Consider the following 16,702-nt stretch of genomic DNA (forward strand, 5'->3'; position numbering starts at 1 on the left):
GGTTCAGAAGGCCGCCCTGGCGCGGGCGATCAGGCCGTTCGTGGAGCTGTCGTGCTGGCCAGGCGCCGGCTCGCCCGCCAGCTCGGCTTCGATTTTCTTCGCCAGCACTTTACCCAACTCAACGCCCCACTGGTCGAAGCTGTTGACATCCCACAGCACGCCCTGCACGAAGGTCTTGTGCTCGTACAGCGCGATCAGGGCGCCCAGCGTCGATGGCGTCAGGCGCTCCATCAGGATGGTGTTGCTTGGACGGTTGCCCGGGAAGGTCTTGTGCGGCGTGAGACGGTCGATTTCTTCCGCCGCCAGGCCTTGCGCCTGCAGGTCGGCGCGCACCTCGTCCGCCGTCTTGCCCTTCATGAAGGCTTCGGACTGGGCGAAGCAATTGGCCAGCAGGGCGGTGTGGTGGTTGTCCATCTCGTGGGCCGGACGCAGGGCGGCGATGAAATCCATCGGCGTCACGTCGGTGCCCTGGTGCAGCAGCTGGAAATAAGCGTGCTGGCCATTGGTGCCGCACTCGCCCCAGATCGCCGGGCAGGTTGGGGTGTCGACCGGCTGGCCGTCGCGGGTCACGCGCTTGCCGTTGCTTTCCATGTCGAGCTGCTGCAGGTAGGCCGGGAAGCGGTTCAGGTCCTGGTGGTAAGGCGCGATCGACACCGAGGCGCAGTCGAGGAACTGGCGGTTCCAGAAGCCGACCAGGGCCAGCAGCGTCGGCAGGTTCTGCTCGAGCGGGGCGCTGCAGAAGTGTTCATCCAGCTCGTGCGCGCCGGCCAGGAAGTCCTTGAAGTAGCCAAAACCCACGGCCAGCGCGACCGGCAGGCCGATCGCCGACCACACCGAATAGCGGCCGCCGACCCAGTCCCAGAACGGGAACATGTTCGCCGGGTCGATGCCGAAGGTCTTGATTGCTTCGGTATTCGTCGAGACGGCGACGAAGTGCCTGGCCAGAGCCTGTTCTGCCAACTGAGCAGGCGCATGCTGCAGGAACCAGGCGCGCGCGGTCTGCGCGTTCATCATGGTTTCGGCCGTGGTGAAGGTCTTGGAAGCCACGATGAACAGCGTGGTTTCGGGATCGACCTGGGCCAGCGCCGCATCCATGTCGTGGCCGTCGACGTTCGACACGAAGTGCATGCGCAGGCGCGGATGGGCGTAGTGGCGCAGGGCCAGCACGACCATCTTGGGGCCGAGGTCCGAGCCGCCGATGCCGATGTTCACGATATCCGTGATCGGCTTGCCGGTATGGCCCAGCCAGTCGCCGCTGCGCACGGCGTCGGTGAAGGTTTTCACACGGTCGAGCACGGCGTGGATGTCGGCATTGACTTCCTGGCCGTCGACCACCAGGGTCGCGCCGCGCGGCGCGCGCAGGGCGGTGTGCAGCACCGCGCGGTTCTCGGTGTTGTTGATCTTTTCGCCGGCAAACATCGCATCGCGGCGCGCCTCGAGGCCGCGCTCGCGCGCCAGCCCGACGAGCAGTTCAAGCGTGCGCCCGTCGAGGCGATTTTTTGAATAGTCTAGGAACAGGCCTGCGGCCTCGTCGGAGAAGCGCTCGAAGCGGTCGGGATCCTCGGCAAACAGGTCGCGCATCTGCCACGACTTGGCGACGTCGGCGTGTTGGGCGAGGGCTTGGAAGCTGGCGGTACTGGTCAAAGGAGGCTGGCGCATGGGGTCGGGGTGCGTGGCACAATGTTGGCAATAATGGATTATCGAATAATACAAGCATCTGCGCGTAAATTCACTACAAAAAATGGCGTACGCCCAACTGGGTGGATGCTTTCCCCCACCATCCGGCGCCGCCCGACGGTTCCCTCCTCATAGCGAAGCAGGTCGGAAATGCGCGCGGCGTACCGATCTGTAGTAAAATTTCAGATACTAAATTCAGGAAGGAACGAACATGGCGCTCCACCCCGTAGTAGAACAGGTCACCAACCGCATCATCGCGCGCAGCAAGCGCTCGCGCGCAGCCTATCTCGAACATCTCGAGGCGGCGCGCATCAAGGGCGTCCAGCGCGGCGCCCTGTCGTGCACCAATCTGGCCCACGGCTTCGCCGCCTTCCCGGCCAACGACAAGCTGAAACTGCGCGAATACAAGGAACCGTCGGTCGCCATCGTTTCTTCCTATAACGACATGCTGTCGGCACACCAGCCGTTCGAATATTTCCCGAAAGTGATCAAGGAAGCCGTGCGCGAAGTCGGCGCCGTGGCCCAGTTCGCCAGCGGCGTGCCGGCCATGTGCGATGGCGTGACGCAGGGCCAGCCGGGCATGGAACTGTCGCTGTTCTCGCGCGACGCCATCGCCATGGCGACCGCGGTCGGCCTGTCGCACAATATGTTCGACGCGGCCCTGTACCTGGGCATCTGCGACAAGATCGTGCCGGGCCTGCTCATCGGCGCGCTGCACTTCGGCCACATCCCGGGCATCTTCGTGCCGGGCGGCCCGATGACCACCGGCATCTCCAACAAGGAGAAAGCCGCGATCCGCCAGCGCTACGCCAAGGGCGAGGCCACCCGCGAAGAACTGCTCGAAGGCGAGTCGGCTTCGTACCACGGCGCCGGCACCTGTACCTTCTACGGCACCGCCAACAGCAACCAGATGCTGATGGAAGTCATGGGCCTGCACCTGCCGGGCTCGGCCTTCATCACGCCGGGCACGCCGCTGCGCGACGCGCTCACCGCCGCCGCGGCCCATCGCGCGGTCGCGATCTCGCAGCAGGGCGGCGACTACATGCCGATAGGCCACATCGTCGACGAGAAAAGCATCGTCAACGCCATCGCCGCGCTGCACGCCACCGGCGGCTCGACCAACCACACGCTGCACCTGGTGGCGATCGCGCGCGCGGCCGGCATCGTGATCGACTGGAACGATTTCGACGAGATGTCGAAAGTGGTGCCGCTGCTGACCCGCATCTATCCGAACGGCGATGCCGACGTCAATCACTTCCAGGCCGCGGGCGGCCCGGGCTTCGTGATCCGCGAACTGCTCGACGCCGGCCTGGCGCATGACGACGTCAACACCATCCTCGGCCGCGGCTTGCGCAACCACTGCAAGGAGCCGTTCCTGGGCGAAGACGGCAAGGTCGTGTTCCGCGACGCCACCGCAGTGAGCGGCGACGAGAACGTGCTGCGTCCGGCCACCAACCCGTTCAACAACAACGGCGGCATGGTGCTGGTGAAAGGCAACCTGGGCCGCGCGGTGATGAAGGTCTCGGCGGTCAAGAAAGAACACTACGCGGTGGAAGCGCCGGCGCTGACTTTCGATTCGCAGGAAGACTTCATGCACGCCTACAAAGACGGCAAGCTGAACCGCGACTTCGTGGCCGTGGTCCGCTTCCAGGGCCCGCGCGCCAACGGCATGCCGGAACTGCACGCGCTGACCCCGGCGCTGGCCAATCTGCAGGATGCCGGCTACAAGGTGGCGATGGTCACCGACGGCCGCATGTCGGGCGCGTCCGGCAAGGTGCCGGCGGCGATCCACGTGTCGCCCGAGATCCTGGCCGGCGGCCCGCTGGGCCTGGTGCGTGACGGCGACATGATCCGTGTCGACGCCAATACCGGCATCATGGAAGCACTGGTGCCGGCGGACGTCTGGGCCCAGCGTAAACAGGCCACTGCAGACCTGACCTCGAGCCACATCGGCATGGGCCGCGAACTGTTCTCCATGTTCCGCAACTCGATCAGCGCGGCGGAGGAGGGTGCCGCCACCTTCCCGCTGCCGTCGCCGAAACAGACCGTCGTGCCGCTGCACGACGGCATTGACGCCGGCGAGATCATCCCCGGCTCCGACGAAGACCATCTTTTCAGGACGAACAAGTGAGCCAATCAATGACACTACTTGAAATCATGCGCTCGGCGAGCGTCATCCCCGTCATCGCCATCGACGACCCCGACCATGCCGTGCCACTTGCCCGAGCTCTCGTTGCAGGCGGCATCCGCGTGCTGGAAGTGACCCTGCGCACCGAGCACGGCCTGGGCGCGATCCGCGCCATGAGCCAGGTTGAAGGCGCTATCGTCGGCGTCGGCACGCTCACCCAGCCGGAAGAATTCGCCGCCTCGCGCGACGCCGGCGCCGTGTTCGGCGTCTCGCCGGGCCTGACCCAGGCGCTGATCGACGCGGCCAAGTCGAGCGGCCTGCCGCTGCTGCCGGGCGTGATGACGCCATCCGAAGTGATGGCGGCGCGCGAGCAGGGATTCAGGCAGCTGAAGCTGTTCCCGGCGGTGCCGGCGGGTGGCGTCGGCATGCTCAACGCCATCGGCGGTCCGCTGCCGGACGTGACCTTCTGCCCGACCGGCGGCATCTCGATCGAGAGCGCGCCGAAATTCCTGGCCTGCAAGAACGTGGCCTGCGTGGGCGGCTCGTGGCTGACCCCGAAGGACGCCATCGCCGCAGGCGACTGGGCGCACATCACCGAGCTGGCCAAGGCCGCGGCGGCGCTGCGCGCTGGTTAAGGAGAGAAGGATCGCATGCTGCGATCGCGCCTTTCTTCCCGTTTTCGCCCCCTGAGCGAGGGCGAGACGGCGATGGCGTCGCTGCTGTTCGGCGACGCCATCGACTACCGCCGGGTACGCGTGTACAACCGGCGCTACATGCCGTTCCAGCCGCGCAACTGCGCGATGACGCCGAACGGCAGCATGTATTTTCACCGTTCCTGCTTCCTGCCCGACTACGCGCGCGGCGATCCGCCCGCGATCCACTGGTTCATGCACGAGATGGTGCATGTCTGGCAGCACCAGCTGGGCTATCCGGTACGGTTGCGCGGGGCCTTCCGCATCGGCCTGTCCTACGGCTACACCCTGCACGAAGACGCCACCCTGGCCGACTACAATATGGAAGCCCAGGGCGACCTGCTGGCCGACTACTTCGTCCTGAAATTCCTCAAGAAGCCATGCGCCATGCGCCAGCAGCGCTATTGCGACAGCCTCGGCCTGTTCGAGCGGGTGCTGTCCGCGTTCCTGGCCGATCCCCGGGACCCGGCCAGCTTGCACCGTGGGCCGGCGCGCTGGCTGGCGGCAAGAACGAGGCCGGCCTGGCTGTGAAGTGGAATCCGGTGGTTCAGGAGGCGGCGCGCTGGCCGCCCCCAGGGCCCACTACTTTTTCGCCGCCGGCGCGGAGCCGTATTCGTCGGCGCCGAGGTCGATCGTGCCTTCGATGCGGGCCTGCCCGTTGATGTCGGTGACGCCGTTGACGGGAATGGCGCCGCCGGCATAGTAGCGGCTCCACAGCGGCGAGGTCCAGGTCGTCAGTGCCACGCTCGTTGCGCCGACACCGATGGCGGGCGAGGTCGCCTGCAGGTTCAGGTTGCCGCTGTCCGGCGCGATGAAGCGCGGATCGGCAAGCACGCGCACGCCCGGCAGGCTGCCGCCGCTGGCGTTCGTGCCCCACCACAGGTTGGTTCCCCACACGTTGCCGCTATGGCCGCTGCCGTAATTCGCATAGTTGCCGGCCGCGGGGCCCGTCCCAAAGAAGACGTTGTTGCTGAAGCGCGAGTCGATGACCTTGTGCTGGAACACGATCTCGGTGCCCCAGCCCTGGTTCTTGTAGAACGAGTTATTGTGCACATGGATGCGGAGTGCCGCGCCGACGCTCGCATCGTAGCCGCCGACCGTCAGCCCCACTTCGCGGTTCTTGTAGACGACGTTATTCGACATCACGATGTCCTCGGTCGCCTTGCCGGCGTGTTCGCTGGCGAACTCGAAACCGAGATCGTTGCCGGTCGAGATGTTGCCGTCGAAGACGATGTAGCGGCCGCCATCGACGTAGAAGCCGGCTGCCGAGCCCACGCCCATATACCAGGGATTGGTCTTGCTCGAGTTGTTCACCGCGCGGTTGTTCTTCACGATGCCGTTGCGCGCGCGGTCCTTGTCGCCGCAATCGCACTCGCCCTCGAAGCCGATGAAATCGAGTCCGATATTGTTATTGTCGTGCACGTAGTTATCCAGGACTTCGAAACGGTCGATATTCCCGTTGAGTACCAGCGCCTCGCTGGACTGCAGCACGTTCTGATAGACCTCGTTGCCTTGCACGAGCAGGTCGGTGATGCCGGTGGCGTTGGTGCCGAACACGGCCAGGCCATGGGCGCCGACCCAGCATGCTTCCCCATCGTCCTCCGTGCAGGTGCTCGTATGCTTGATGCCATGGATCTTGTTATTGACGATCTGCAGGTTGCTCCCGTTCCCTTCGACCAGGATGCCGACCGGCGACGCGCTCGCGCTGCCGGTCGTGAACGCGGTGACCTCGAAGCCTTCGACGCGCACGTAATTCGAGTTGCGGATCGTGATCAGGCCCTGGCGACCCGAAGGTGTCACTCCGCTGCCGCCGCGCAGGACGACGCCCGGATCGGCCTTGATCAGGATGGGGGCGCCGGCAGTGCCGGACTTTCCTGAAACCAGGACTTTCTGCGTGTAGGTACCCGGCAGCACACGTACCGTATCGCCGGCGACGGCGGCATTGACCGCGGTCTGGATCGACTGGCCCGGCGCAACGGTGATGACGGCGGCATGCGCCAGTTGCGTCGAGACCAGCAGGCAGGCGGCGGCAGCGGGGGCCGTCATTTTGAGGAAGGCTTCGAAGTGTTTCAAAGGTGTCTCCGGTGAGTGAAGGTGCGTAAATACTAATCACCGGAAGTCGTTGAATCAACCTGTTTCTGTGTTTCGAATCAACTTTCGAAAGGATATTTAGCGAACTACGTAATAAACAATGTTAAGTAAGAACGGATTCGATGGTTTCGTTATCTTTCGTTCGGTGGAATCCTGGCCTGGCGTGACCGGATGACCCGCGCACCGCCAGCGCCTGGCCCACCGCCGCCGGCGCTGCGCTCCGTGCAGCATGGCGCTGGGCGCCGTCAACCTTGAACGCGCTCACCAGGCGCGCCAGCGTGGCCGCCTGGTCTTCGAGCGAGGCGGCGGCCGCCGCGGCTTCTTCCACCAGTGCCGCGTTCTGCTGGGTCACGCTGTCCATCTGGGCGATGGCTTCGTTGATCTGCTCGATGCCGACGGTCTGCTCGGTGCTGGCCGAGGCGATCTCGGACATGATGTCGGTCACGCGGGTGATGCCTTCGACGATTTCCTGCATCGTCGTGCCGGCCTGGTCGACCAGGCGGCCGCCGGCGTCGACCTTGGCCACCGAATCGGTGATCAGGCCGCGGATCTCCTTGGCCGCACCGGCCGAGCGCTGCGCCAGGCTGCGCACTTCGCTCGCCACCACGGCGAAGCCGCGGCCCTGCTCGCCGGCGCGCGCCGCCTCGACGGCCGCGTTGAGCGCCAGGATATTGGTCTGGAAGGCGATGCCGTCGATGACGGCGATGATGTCGCCGATCTTCTTCGACGATTCGTTGATCGAGGCCATGGTCGACACCACCTGCGACACCACTTCGCCGCCGTGCGAGGCGATCTGCGACGCGTTCCTGGCCAGCACGTTGGCCTGGCGCGCGTTGTCGGCGTTCTGGCGCACGGTGCCGGTCAGTTCTTCCATCGACGAAGCCGTTTCTTCCAGCGAACTGGCCTGCTCCTCGGTGCGCGACGACAGGTCGAGGTTGCCGGTGGCGATCTGCTGCGAGGCCGTGACGATGGTCTCGGTGCCGGCGCGCACCGCGCTGACGGTCTTGAGCAGGCTGTCGTTCATGGTCTTGAGCGCCGCGAGGAGTTGGCCGACCTCATCGCGCGAAGCCACGTCGATGCGGGCGGTCAGGTCGCCCGCCGCGACCTGCCGGGCCAGCCCTACCGCGTGGCCCAGCGGCACCGTGATGCTGCGGGTGAGCAGCCAGCCGAACACGGCGCCGATCGCGAGCGCGCTCACGCCGAGCGCCGTCAGGACCTGCCTGGCCGAGGCATTGAGTGCGTCGATATTGGCTTGCGCCTCGGCCGACAGCGACTCTTCATAGGCGACGACCGCCTGGACCGACGCGACGTATTTGCCGACTTCGGGCATCACCTGGTCGCGGAAGAAGGACTGGACGTCCGGATGCCCGGCGCCCAGCGCCGCCTTGCGCTTGAAACCCTCGTCGCGCAAGCCGATGTAGCGGCTGCGCTGGCTGGCGACGGCTTCCATCAGCGCCTTGCCCTGGCCGGTGCCGACCATTGCCTCGAGCCGCTTCTGGGTGGCGCTGACGCCGGCGCTGGTCTTCTTCATTTCGGCATCGTAGTGCGCCTCCTCGGCCGCATCGGCGCTGGCGGCCTTGGCGCGGGTGCGCACGGCATTGCCCTCGATGCCGCGCAGCCACTGCTGGGCAAGGTTGACGCTGAGCGCAGCGTCCGCCATCACGGTCTTGGCCTCGGCGATGCGGTTGAGTTGCCACAGCGCGCTGACGAGCATGACGGCCACGAGGGCGAGGACGGCGGCGAATGCGCCGCCAAGGCGGATTCCGATCTTGAGGTCGCTGATTTTCATTGTTGTCTCCTGTTCGAATGACGAGGTGGCCGACCATCCCATACGAGGTCACGGATGTGACATTTCGTGAGATTTCATTGCTCTACGTCAAGGATAAGCATGGATCGCGGGGCGTGGACTACCAGGAGTCCACAAATTTCCACGCTTGTTGCTGACAGGGAACAGAAAAATAGCAGAAAGATATGAGGCGGTAAGCAATTGATATCGCTTATTTGCGCGGCGACCACGGATAGCGCGTCGCCGCGACAGTCGCGACAGTCCGAGGCGGGTCAGACGACCGCGTCTTCTTCCACTTCTTCCCGCATGGCGCGCTCGACGCGGCGCGGGGCCGGCGTGCGCACCACCAGCGCGTGGCCGCCTGGTGCGCGGCGGGCGCCGCGGACCGCATTCTCGTCGCCGACCTTGAACACGCTCACGATCTGCGCCAGCGCTGCCGCCTGTTCCTGCAGCGAGCCGGCGGCGGCGGCCGCTTCTTCCACCAGCGCGGCATTCTGCTGGGTCACGCTGTCCATCTGGGTGATGGCTTCGTTGACCTGCTCGATGCCGACGGTCTGCTCGGCGCTGGCCGAGGCGATCTCGGACATGATGTCGGTCACGCGGGTGATGCCTTCGACGATTTCCTGCATCGTCGTGCCGGCCTGGTCGACCAGGCGGCCGCCGGCGTCGACCTTGGCCACCGAGTCGGTGATCAGGCCGCGGATCTCCTTGGCCGCACCGGCCGAGCGCTGCGCCAGGCTGCGTACTTCGCTCGCCACCACGGCGAAGCCGCGGCCCTGCTCGCCGGCGCGCGCCGCCTCGACGGCGGCGTTGAGCGCCAGGATGTTGGTCTGGAAGGCGATGCCGTCGATGACGGCGATGATGTCGCCGATCTTCTTCGACGACTCGTTGATCGAGGCCATGGTCGACACCACCTGCGACACCACTTCGCCGCCGTGCGAGGCGATCTGCGACGCGTTCTTGGCCAGGACATTCGCCTGGCGCGCGTTGTCGGCGTTCTGGCGCACGGTGCCGGTCAGTTCTTCCATCGACGAAGCCGTTTCTTCCAGCGAGCCGGCCTGCTGCTCGGTGCGCGCCGACAGGTCCAGGTTGCCCGAGGCGATCTCCTGCGATGCGGTGACGATATTCTCGGTGCCGGCGCGCACCGCGGTGACGGTCTTGAGCAGGCTTTCGTTCATGGTCTTGAGCGCGGCCGTCAGGGTGCCGACTTCGTCGCGCGAATCGACGTGGATGTCGGCGGTCAGGTCGCCCGAGGCCACTTGCTGGGCCAGGCCGACGGCGCGCGCCAGCGGCTGGGTAATGCTGCGGGTGAGCAGCCAGCCGAACAGGGCGCCGATGGCGACCGCGGCGACGCCGATCACGGTCAGGCTGCGCTGCACCGAGACGCTGATGGCGTCGATGCTGGCATTGGCGTCAGCGGCCAGCTTTTCCTGGAAGTCGGCCAGCTTGCCGGCGGCTTCGGTATAGGCGCGCATCTCGGGCATGACCTTGGTGTCGAGGAAGGCCAGCAGCTCCGGATTACCGGCGCCGAGTTCGGTCTTCATCTTGTAGGCCTGGTTGCGCACCGCGCTGTACTTGGCGCGCTGTTCGACCAGCGCGGTCAGCAGCACCTTGCCGTCGGCGCTGACGATCACTTCCTCGAAGATTTTCTGCAGCTCGCCGGCGCGCTTGCTGATCGCCTTCATGCCTTCTTCGTAGGACTTCTCGTCGGCCGGGTCGATGGCCCGGATTTTCGCCACCGTGCTGACGGCGTTGGTGGTGATGCCGGCGCGCATTTCCTGGGCCAGCTTGGCCTTCTCGGTGGCCGACGCCATCTCTTCCTTGGCGGTGGTGATATGGTTCAGCTGCCAGAGGGCGGTGCCCAGCATGACGACCATCATGGCGAGGATGACGGCGAAGGCGCCGCCGAGGCGAACGCCGATATTCAGATCTTTGATTTTCATGGTTTCCAGTTCCGAGGACGAGAGGGCCTTGTGACTTGTAAAATCGCAGGATGTAACGTTAGGAGAGCGTTATCTCATCCGGTCAAAAGTACACGTTGTAGCTCGGCAGAGGAAACCCATAATGACAGTTTATGCTCTCGATGTTGCTGTCTGGAAACGAAATAATGACTGGATGTTACGAGTCAATATCACTTACATATTAGAGTTATTTAATAATCAATATAATTTCGGTATAGATTTATATCGCCATCATATATATGGCTCATATTGATTTTTAACAAATTTTCGACAATTGCTTACAACGAAGCGCGTTTTTCCGCCGCCTCCAGTACCCGCAGAAGGTTGCCGCTCCAAAGCTTCGCCAGGTCGGCGTCCGACATGCCGTCGGCCTTCAGGCGCTCGGTAATGCGCGGCAGGTGCGCCACGTTGTCCAGTCCTGCCAGGCCGCCGCCGCCGTCGAAATCGGCGCCCATGCACACGTGGTCGATGCCAGCCACCGCGATCAGGTGCTTGAGCGAGGCGATGTACTGCTCGAAGCTGGTCTGCCACAACGGTTCCACCGCATCGAGCGCCAGCCACTCGCGGCTCAACGCGGCTTGGTCAAGCGGCGCCAGCGTGCCGATGTGTTCGAGCCGGTCGAACAGCGCCGCGCGTTGCGGGCCCATTGTCAGTTCGCTCAGGTAGATGGTGGAGGCGCAGATCGCGCCGCCGCCGGCCGCGATCCGCCGGATGCGGGCGTCGTCGATATTGCGCGGGTGGTCGTAGCTGGTGCGCGAGTTCGAGTGCGACAGCAGCAGCGGAGTAGCGGACAAGGCCAGCATCTGGTCGACCGTGGCGTCCGAGGCATGGCTGGCGTCGATCACCATGCCCAGCCGGTTCATCTCGCGCACCCAGTCGCGCCCCAGCGGCGACAGGCCATTCCAGGTGGGCTTGTCGGTCGACGAATCGGCGAACTGGTTGTTCTTGCCGTGGACGATGCCGACCAGGCGCACGCCCTGGCGCTGGAACTGGGCCAGCGCCGCCATCGCCGCCGCGCCGTCGCCCAGCGGATAGCTGTTCTCGATGCTCTTGAACGCCACCAGCTTGCCGGCGGCGTCGAGGCGGCGCGCCTCGGCAGCGGTGGTGGCGATGCCGATGCGGTCGGCATGGCGCGCCAGCGTCGTGTCGATCAACTGCGAACGCACCAGCGCATGTTCGCGCGCCGCCGCATAGCCCTCGGGCGTCAACGGTCCCTGGTCGGTGAAGATGGCGAAGAAGCCGCCATCGAGGCTGCCCTCAACCATGCGCCCCAGATCGACCTGGGCCACTTCGACGGCGGGATCGTGGCGCTCGCCAAAGTCCCAGCCTGCGCGGCCGAAGTGCACCGGCGTGTCGAGATGGGCGTCGAGCGTGAGCAGGCGGCGATGGTTGTTATCGACCTTGTCGTCCATCGGCGCGCCGCCGGGAGCGGCGCAGCCGGCGAGCGCTAACAGGGAAGCGAGGGCGAGGCTGGCAGTCGTGGTCTTTTTCATTCGGTCGTCTTGATCGGGGTGAAGTTCAGGTCCGCGTAATCCCAGCTGAAATCGGCGATCGGCGACACCGGCGCGAGCTTGATGCCCTGCACCTTGCCGTCCTTGTCGAAGGCGAAGCTGAGGTAGGCCGGTTCCAGCGCAGGGTCGTCGAAGCGCGTGATCCAGGTATCGTACTGCCAGTGCTCGAGCCGGCCCGCCATGCGCTGGGTCGAGGTGAAGTCGACCCGCAGGCCATTCTTCTCTTGCGTGATCGCGAGCTTGCCGTACCAGGGATCGGCATAGATCCCCACCAGGCTCGCCGGCGGCAGCGACGGCGTCGATTTCACCGGCCTGGCCTGCTTGGCCTTGAGCAATTCCAGCCCCTGTTTCACCTTCTTCGCCTTGTAGGCCTGGAAGGTCGCCGGCCAGTCCGCCTGTGGTTTACCCAGGTAGTGGTCGGCCAGCTCGTACATCAGGCCGCGCACCAGTTCTCCATCTTCGCTGTTGATGGCGATGGCGAAGCCCACGTTCTGCTCGGGCAGCAGCACCACGGCGGTGCCGAAGCCGAACACCGCGCCGCCGTGCCAGATCATGCGCGCGCCGCGGTAGTCCATCAGGTCCCAGCCCAGGCCATAACTCGACAGCTTCGACTCGAGCAGCTTCAGCTCGGGCGGCATGGGGCCGGTGGGCATCGGCATCGACGGCGTCCACATCTGCTCGTGGGTCGCGGCGCTGAACACGCGCTTGCCGTCCTGCGCCACGCCGGCGCCGAGCAGCGTGTGGAGCCAGTGCGCCAGGTCGTTGGCGCTGCTGGCGATGCCGCCGGCCGGGGCCGCGTTGCGTCCCAGGTCGTCGCGCTCGTCGAGCCGCACCTGCTCGCCGGCGCCGCGCAGGCCGCCGCTCTTGATCCCACCGATGCGGGCATGCGGATAGGCGCGGTTCGCGGTGGCGAAATTGTCTTCGTTGTGGGTGGTCGACACCGTCATGCCGGCGGGACGCAGGACGTGCTCGCGGGTGTATTCTTCCCAGGTCTTGCCGCTGACCTGCTCGATCAGCTGGCCAGCCACCACGTACATCAGGTTCGAATAGGCATAGGTGCTGCGAAAGCTGGTCGCCGGTTCCAGGAACCGCACGCGGTGCACGGTCTCGGCGCGCGAGAGCTTGCTGCGCGGGACGAACAGCAGGTCGCCGGCGCCATAGCCAAGGCCGCTGCGATGGGTCAGCAGGTCGCGGATCGTGATCTCGCGCGTCACCCACGGGTCGTACATCTGGAAGCCCGGCAGGTGATCGGTCACCTTGTCGTCCCACTCGATTTTGCCGGCATCGACCAGCGTGGCCAGCGCCGCCACCGTGATCGCCTTGCCGGTGGAGCCGGTCGGGAACAGGGTGTCGCCGTCGACCGCCGCCGGCGCGCCCAGCTGGCGCACGCCGAAGCCGCGCGCCAGCGTCGTCTTGCCGTCTTCGACGATGGCGATCGCCAGGCCCGGCACGCCGATGCGCTGGCGGAGCAGCTCGGCGCGGGCTTCGAAGTCAGTCGGGGGCGCCGCCAGCGCGGGTGCGCAGGCGAAGGTGAAGGCGAGCAGCAGGGAAAGCGTGATCTTCATGGTGTCTCCTGGCAGGCGTCGAGCAGGCGTTCGAAGGCGGGGCCGCCGCGCATCGGATCGGCGACAGGATACGGCAAGCGCGCGGCATATGCGGCAATTTCGGCCTCGGCTGCCCGTGCGTCCATGCCGCCGGTGTTCAGGGCCACCCCCACGCAGCGGATCGCGGTATTGGTCACCCGGCCCAGCGCGATGGTCAGTTCGATCACGGTGTCGATCGACGGCAGCGGCGAGGCGGGATAGCCGAGCAGGTGGTCGCGCCGCGGATCGTGGCAGACCACGAACATATCGGGCTGGCTGCCATGCAAGAGGCCCAGCGAGACGCCGGCGAAGGCCGGGTGGAACAGCGAGCCCTGGCCCTCGATCACGTCGACGTGGCCGGGCGCCGCGGCGGGGCTGAGGATCTCGGCGGCGCCGGCCACGAAGTCCGAGACGACGGCGTCGATCGGCATGCCGCCGCCGGCGATCATGATGCCGGTCTGGCCGGTGGCGCGAAAACTCACGTCGGCGCCGCGCGCGGCCAGGCCGCGGCTGATGGCCAGCGCCGTGTACTTCTTGCCCAGCGCGCAGTCGGTGCCGACCGTCAGGATGCGGCGTCCGCTGCGCGGCAGGCCGGTCGCGATCGGGATGTCGGCCGGTGGCGTGCGCACGTCGACCAGGCGCCGGCCGCTGCGCTGTGCGGCTTCGCGCAGGGCGGGCAGCGCGCCGAGCCGCACGTGCATGCCCGAGACGATGTCCAGGCCGGCGTCGAGCGCGGCGGCGAGGGCCGGCACCCAGGCGTCCGGAATGCCGCCGCCCGGCGCCGCCACGCCGATCACCAGCGCGCTCGCGCCTTGCGCCACCGCCTGCTCGCAAGTGAGTGGCGGCAGGCCGGCCGAGACGGTGGCTTGCGGCAGGCGCAGCTCACCCACGCAGCGCTCGCCGGCCCAGTCGCGCAGGCCGAAGGCGGTCTTGGCGAAGCCCGGTTCGGTGACGTCGCCGAGGAACAGCAGGCAGCGGCCGACGCTGCGGTTGTCCAGTGATGAAGGCATCAATACTCCCGGGTCAGGGTGAAGCCGACGGTGCGCGGCGCGATCACGCCGGTGAGCATCGCGCCGTTCGGAGAAACGAACATGCCGTTCGCCATGGTCGACGTCGTCGATAGCCGGCCATCGCTGTTGCCGAGGTTCTTGCCGAATACCTCGACCGTCCAGTTGCCGAGCTCGAGGCCGGCATAGGCGTCGACCACGTTGTACGACGGGATCTCGCGCTGGCGGCCGTTGGCCGTGCGGTAGTCGAGGTCGAAGTTGCCGTACTGGCCCGCCATGCGCCGCGCCGAGGCGCCGACGAAGGCGGGCGTGGTGTCGCCGATGGTCCAGCGGTAGTCGGCCATCAGCGCCGCCGTGTACTTCGGGGAGAACGGCAGCCGGTCGCCCTTGAAGCCGCCCACCAGCGGGCTGGTGTCGTTGTCCAGGCGCGCCTTGTTCCATGCGCCGTTGGCCGACAGGCGCAGGCCCCGCAGCGGACGCCAGCCGGCGGTGATCTCGACGCCGTCGGCGGTGGCGCCTGCGCCGTTGGTGTTGACGCCGTAGTCGTTCACCTCGGCCAGCAGCTGGATGTCCTTCCACTTGATGTGGAAGGCCGACAGGTCGAGCGACCAGCGTCCGTCGGCGGTCTGGGTCTTGAGGCCGGCCTCGTAGCTCATCACGCTGTCCGAATCGTAGGTGGCCGGGGTGCCGGGCGGCGCTTCCGGCGGCAGGACGTTGGGGCCGCCCGGACGGAAGCCCTTGGCCGCGCGCGCATAGACGGCGGTGCGCTCGCTGAATTTTCGTTTGAGCGAGACCGCATAGGTGAACACGTCTTCGGACGATTCGGCGCGGTTGTCGACCGGCGCGCCGGCCAGAGCGCCTTCGCCGACCTGGCGCGCATCCTGCTTGTTGTGGCTGTAGCGCCCACCGATATCGAGGTCGTACACGGGATTCAGGTGGATCGTGGTGTTGGCGAAGGCCGCGACCTCGCGATAGTTGGAGCCCAGGCCAATCTCGGCCAGCAGCGGCAGGCCGGTGGCGGGCGTCGTCGACCCCGGCACCAGCGCCTTGTAGTGCTGGGCAAGTTTGGCATCCTCGTCGGTGTAGTACAGGCCGCCCAGCCAGTCGACCCGCCCGCCGCCGTTCGAACTCAGGCGCAGCTCCTGCGTGAACTTCTTGACCTCGAGTTCCATGCCCATGAACAGGTCGTTCGGCACGCCCAGGTTTTCTTCGATGAAGCCGCTCAGGTTGTAGGTGATGTCCTCGCGCGCGTACTGCTTCTGGGTGCTGTAGCTGGTCGACGAGGTCAGGCTGGCGCTGCCCAGGTTCCAGTTGGCGGTGCCGTTGAAGACGCGGTAGTGGATGTCGCGCATCTGCGGGACGAACTGCGACTGGGTCGGGCGGCCGTACAGCGTCTCGAGCGAGTTCGGGTCGCTTTCGACGACACTCGGCGCGTCGGTGGCGATGTTCTGCGCGACCGCCGTCAGGCGCAGGTCGAAGTCCTTGTGCGGCTTGTACAGCAGCGAGGCGCGGCCGCCGTAGTTCTCGGCCTTGTTGATGTCCCTGGCCACGTCCGAGCCGGCGGTGCCGATCGAATCGATGAAGCCGGGCTCCTTCTGGTACGAGACCGAGGCGCGGGCGGCGAGCGTCTCGCTAATCGGGGTATTGACCACCAGGTTCGTCCGGTACGACACGCCGCCGCCGTCGACCGATGCGGCGCCGATCCGGGCGCGCATGGCGAAGCCGTCCATGTCCGGCGCATTGGTCACGAATTTCACCAGGCCGCCGAGCGAGCTGGCGCCGTACAGCGCGCCCTGCGGGCCGCGCAGCACCTCGACCCGCGCCAGGTCGAAGGTATCGAAGTCGCCGGCCAGGATGGCGCCGTTGGCCAGGCCGCTGCTGGAGCCGAACGGCGTTTCGTCCAGGTACACGGCGACGGTGGAGGCCACGCCGCCGGTATCGAGACCGCGCAGCACCAGACGGCCTTCGCCCGGGGTGCTCTGCACCAGCTGCAGGCTCGGCACCAGCTTGAGGTAGTCGGCAAAGCCGGTGGCCTGGTGTTTTTCCAGCGCGTCGCCGCCGACCACCGACATCGATTGCGGCACGTCGACCATCGTCTGTGCGCGCTTCTGGGCGGTCACGACCACCTGCTGGACATCGTCGCGCTGTTGTTCCTGTCCGGCCGCATGAGCGTTTGAAAACGCGCCCGTTACCGCGAGCGCCATGGATGTCAGGACGATGCTGCCTGCTGCTTTTGGCGTGGGAAATGCCATGTGGTTCTCTCCTG

11 protein-coding genes are annotated in these 16,702 nt (G+C 66.3%); 3 read left to right on the forward strand and 8 right to left on the reverse strand.

Annotated elements, in window-relative coordinates; translation table 11 throughout:
* Nucleotides 1-3 precede the first annotated feature (3 nt).
* Nucleotides 4-1,659: a glucose-6-phosphate isomerase gene (gene pgi, locus DIR46_RS19685; RefSeq protein ID WP_109346755.1), complete on the reverse strand. Its 1,656-nt coding sequence runs from the start codon at nucleotides 1,657-1,659 to the stop codon at nucleotides 4-6.
* A 229-nt stretch (nucleotides 1,660-1,888) separates the two neighbouring features.
* On the opposite strand from pgi, the gene edd reads away from it, so the two are divergent.
* The 3 genes from edd to DIR46_RS19700 are packed head-to-tail and all read left to right on the forward strand — an operon-like array spanning nucleotide 1,889 to nucleotide 5,028.
* Nucleotides 1,889-3,808, forward strand: a complete 1,920-nt coding sequence (gene edd / locus DIR46_RS19690; RefSeq protein ID WP_109346756.1) for a phosphogluconate dehydratase — start codon at nucleotides 1,889-1,891, stop codon at nucleotides 3,806-3,808.
* A gap of 8 nt (nucleotides 3,809-3,816) precedes the next feature.
* Nucleotides 3,817-4,440, forward strand: coding sequence for a bifunctional 4-hydroxy-2-oxoglutarate aldolase/2-dehydro-3-deoxy-phosphogluconate aldolase (gene eda / locus DIR46_RS19695; protein WP_109346757.1), 624 nt, complete (start codon nucleotides 3,817-3,819; stop codon nucleotides 4,438-4,440).
* Between the two features lie 15 nt (nucleotides 4,441-4,455).
* Complete coding sequence (locus DIR46_RS19700; RefSeq protein WP_205289008.1) at nucleotides 4,456-5,028, forward strand: Rhs element Vgr protein; 573 nt, start codon at nucleotides 4,456-4,458, stop codon at nucleotides 5,026-5,028.
* 51 nt (nucleotides 5,029-5,079) lie between these two features.
* Here DIR46_RS19700 and DIR46_RS19705 read toward each other — a convergent pair whose 3' ends face one another.
* The 7 genes from DIR46_RS19705 to DIR46_RS19735 all read right to left on the reverse strand — a co-directional run bounded on the left by DIR46_RS19705 (nucleotide 5,080) and on the right by DIR46_RS19735 (nucleotide 16,688).
* The gene (locus DIR46_RS19705) at nucleotides 5,080-6,570 is read right to left on the reverse strand and encodes a right-handed parallel beta-helix repeat-containing protein (RefSeq protein WP_109346758.1); all 1,491 of its coding nucleotides are present in this window, start codon (nucleotides 6,568-6,570) and stop codon (nucleotides 5,080-5,082) included.
* Nucleotides 6,571-6,691: 121 nt separating this feature from the next.
* On the reverse strand, nucleotides 6,692-8,377 hold the full coding sequence (locus tag DIR46_RS19710; protein ID WP_109346759.1) for a methyl-accepting chemotaxis protein: 1,686 nt from the start codon (nucleotides 8,375-8,377) through the stop codon (nucleotides 6,692-6,694).
* 269 nt (nucleotides 8,378-8,646) lie between these two features.
* On the reverse strand, nucleotides 8,647-10,317 hold the full coding sequence (locus DIR46_RS19715) for a methyl-accepting chemotaxis protein (RefSeq protein ID WP_109346760.1): 1,671 nt from the start codon (nucleotides 10,315-10,317) through the stop codon (nucleotides 8,647-8,649).
* 296 nt (nucleotides 10,318-10,613) lie between these two features.
* On the reverse strand, nucleotides 10,614-11,828 hold the full coding sequence (locus tag DIR46_RS19720; protein ID WP_205289009.1) for a dipeptidase: 1,215 nt from the start codon (nucleotides 11,826-11,828) through the stop codon (nucleotides 10,614-10,616).
* Nucleotides 11,825-13,411 carry a serine hydrolase gene (locus tag DIR46_RS19725; protein WP_109346761.1) on the reverse strand — a complete coding sequence of 529 codons (1,587 nt, stop codon included), beginning with the start codon at nucleotides 13,409-13,411 and terminating at the stop codon, nucleotides 11,825-11,827. Before DIR46_RS19725 ends, DIR46_RS19720 begins: the two co-directional genes overlap by 4 nt.
* Nucleotides 13,408-14,439 (reverse strand): N-acetyltransferase DgcN family protein, encoded by a 1,032-nt coding sequence (locus DIR46_RS19730; RefSeq protein ID WP_109346762.1) that lies wholly within the window; start codon nucleotides 14,437-14,439, stop codon nucleotides 13,408-13,410. The genes DIR46_RS19725 and DIR46_RS19730 overlap by 4 nt, the downstream gene beginning before the upstream one ends.
* Nucleotides 14,439-16,688: a TonB-dependent receptor gene (locus tag DIR46_RS19735; protein ID WP_109346763.1), complete on the reverse strand. Its 2,250-nt coding sequence runs from the start codon at nucleotides 16,686-16,688 to the stop codon at nucleotides 14,439-14,441. Before DIR46_RS19735 ends, DIR46_RS19730 begins: the two co-directional genes overlap by 1 nt.
* Nucleotides 16,689-16,702: the final 14 nt, after the last annotated feature.

It is taken from the genome of Massilia oculi, from assembly GCF_003143515.1.
In the GTDB taxonomy this organism is placed as follows: Bacteria; Pseudomonadota; Gammaproteobacteria; order Burkholderiales; family Burkholderiaceae_D; genus Telluria; species Telluria oculi.

Excerpts from the sequence above, each read along its gene's own strand:
- pgi (WP_109346755.1), bottom strand. The coding sequence starts at position 1,659 with ATGCGCCAGCCTCCTTTGACCAGTACCGCCAGCTTCCAAGCCCTCGCC.
- edd (WP_109346756.1), top strand. The coding sequence starts at position 1,889 with ATGGCGCTCCACCCCGTAGTAGAACAGGTCACCAACCGCATCATCGCG.
- eda (WP_109346757.1), top strand. The coding sequence starts at position 3,817 with ATGACACTACTTGAAATCATGCGCTCGGCGAGCGTCATCCCCGTCATC.
- DIR46_RS19700 (WP_205289008.1), top strand. The coding sequence starts at position 4,456 with ATGCTGCGATCGCGCCTTTCTTCCCGTTTTCGCCCCCTGAGCGAGGGC.
- DIR46_RS19710 (WP_109346759.1), bottom strand. The coding sequence starts at position 8,377 with ATGAAAATCAGCGACCTCAAGATCGGAATCCGCCTTGGCGGCGCATTC.
- DIR46_RS19715 (WP_109346760.1), bottom strand. The coding sequence starts at position 10,317 with ATGAAAATCAAAGATCTGAATATCGGCGTTCGCCTCGGCGGCGCCTTC.
- DIR46_RS19720 (WP_205289009.1), bottom strand. The coding sequence starts at position 11,828 with ATGAAAAAGACCACGACTGCCAGCCTCGCCCTCGCTTCCCTGTTAGCG.
- DIR46_RS19725 (WP_109346761.1), bottom strand. The coding sequence starts at position 13,411 with ATGAAGATCACGCTTTCCCTGCTGCTCGCCTTCACCTTCGCCTGCGCA.
- DIR46_RS19730 (WP_109346762.1), bottom strand. The coding sequence starts at position 14,439 with ATGCCTTCATCACTGGACAACCGCAGCGTCGGCCGCTGCCTGCTGTTC.
- DIR46_RS19735 (WP_109346763.1), bottom strand. The coding sequence starts at position 16,688 with ATGGCATTTCCCACGCCAAAAGCAGCAGGCAGCATCGTCCTGACATCC.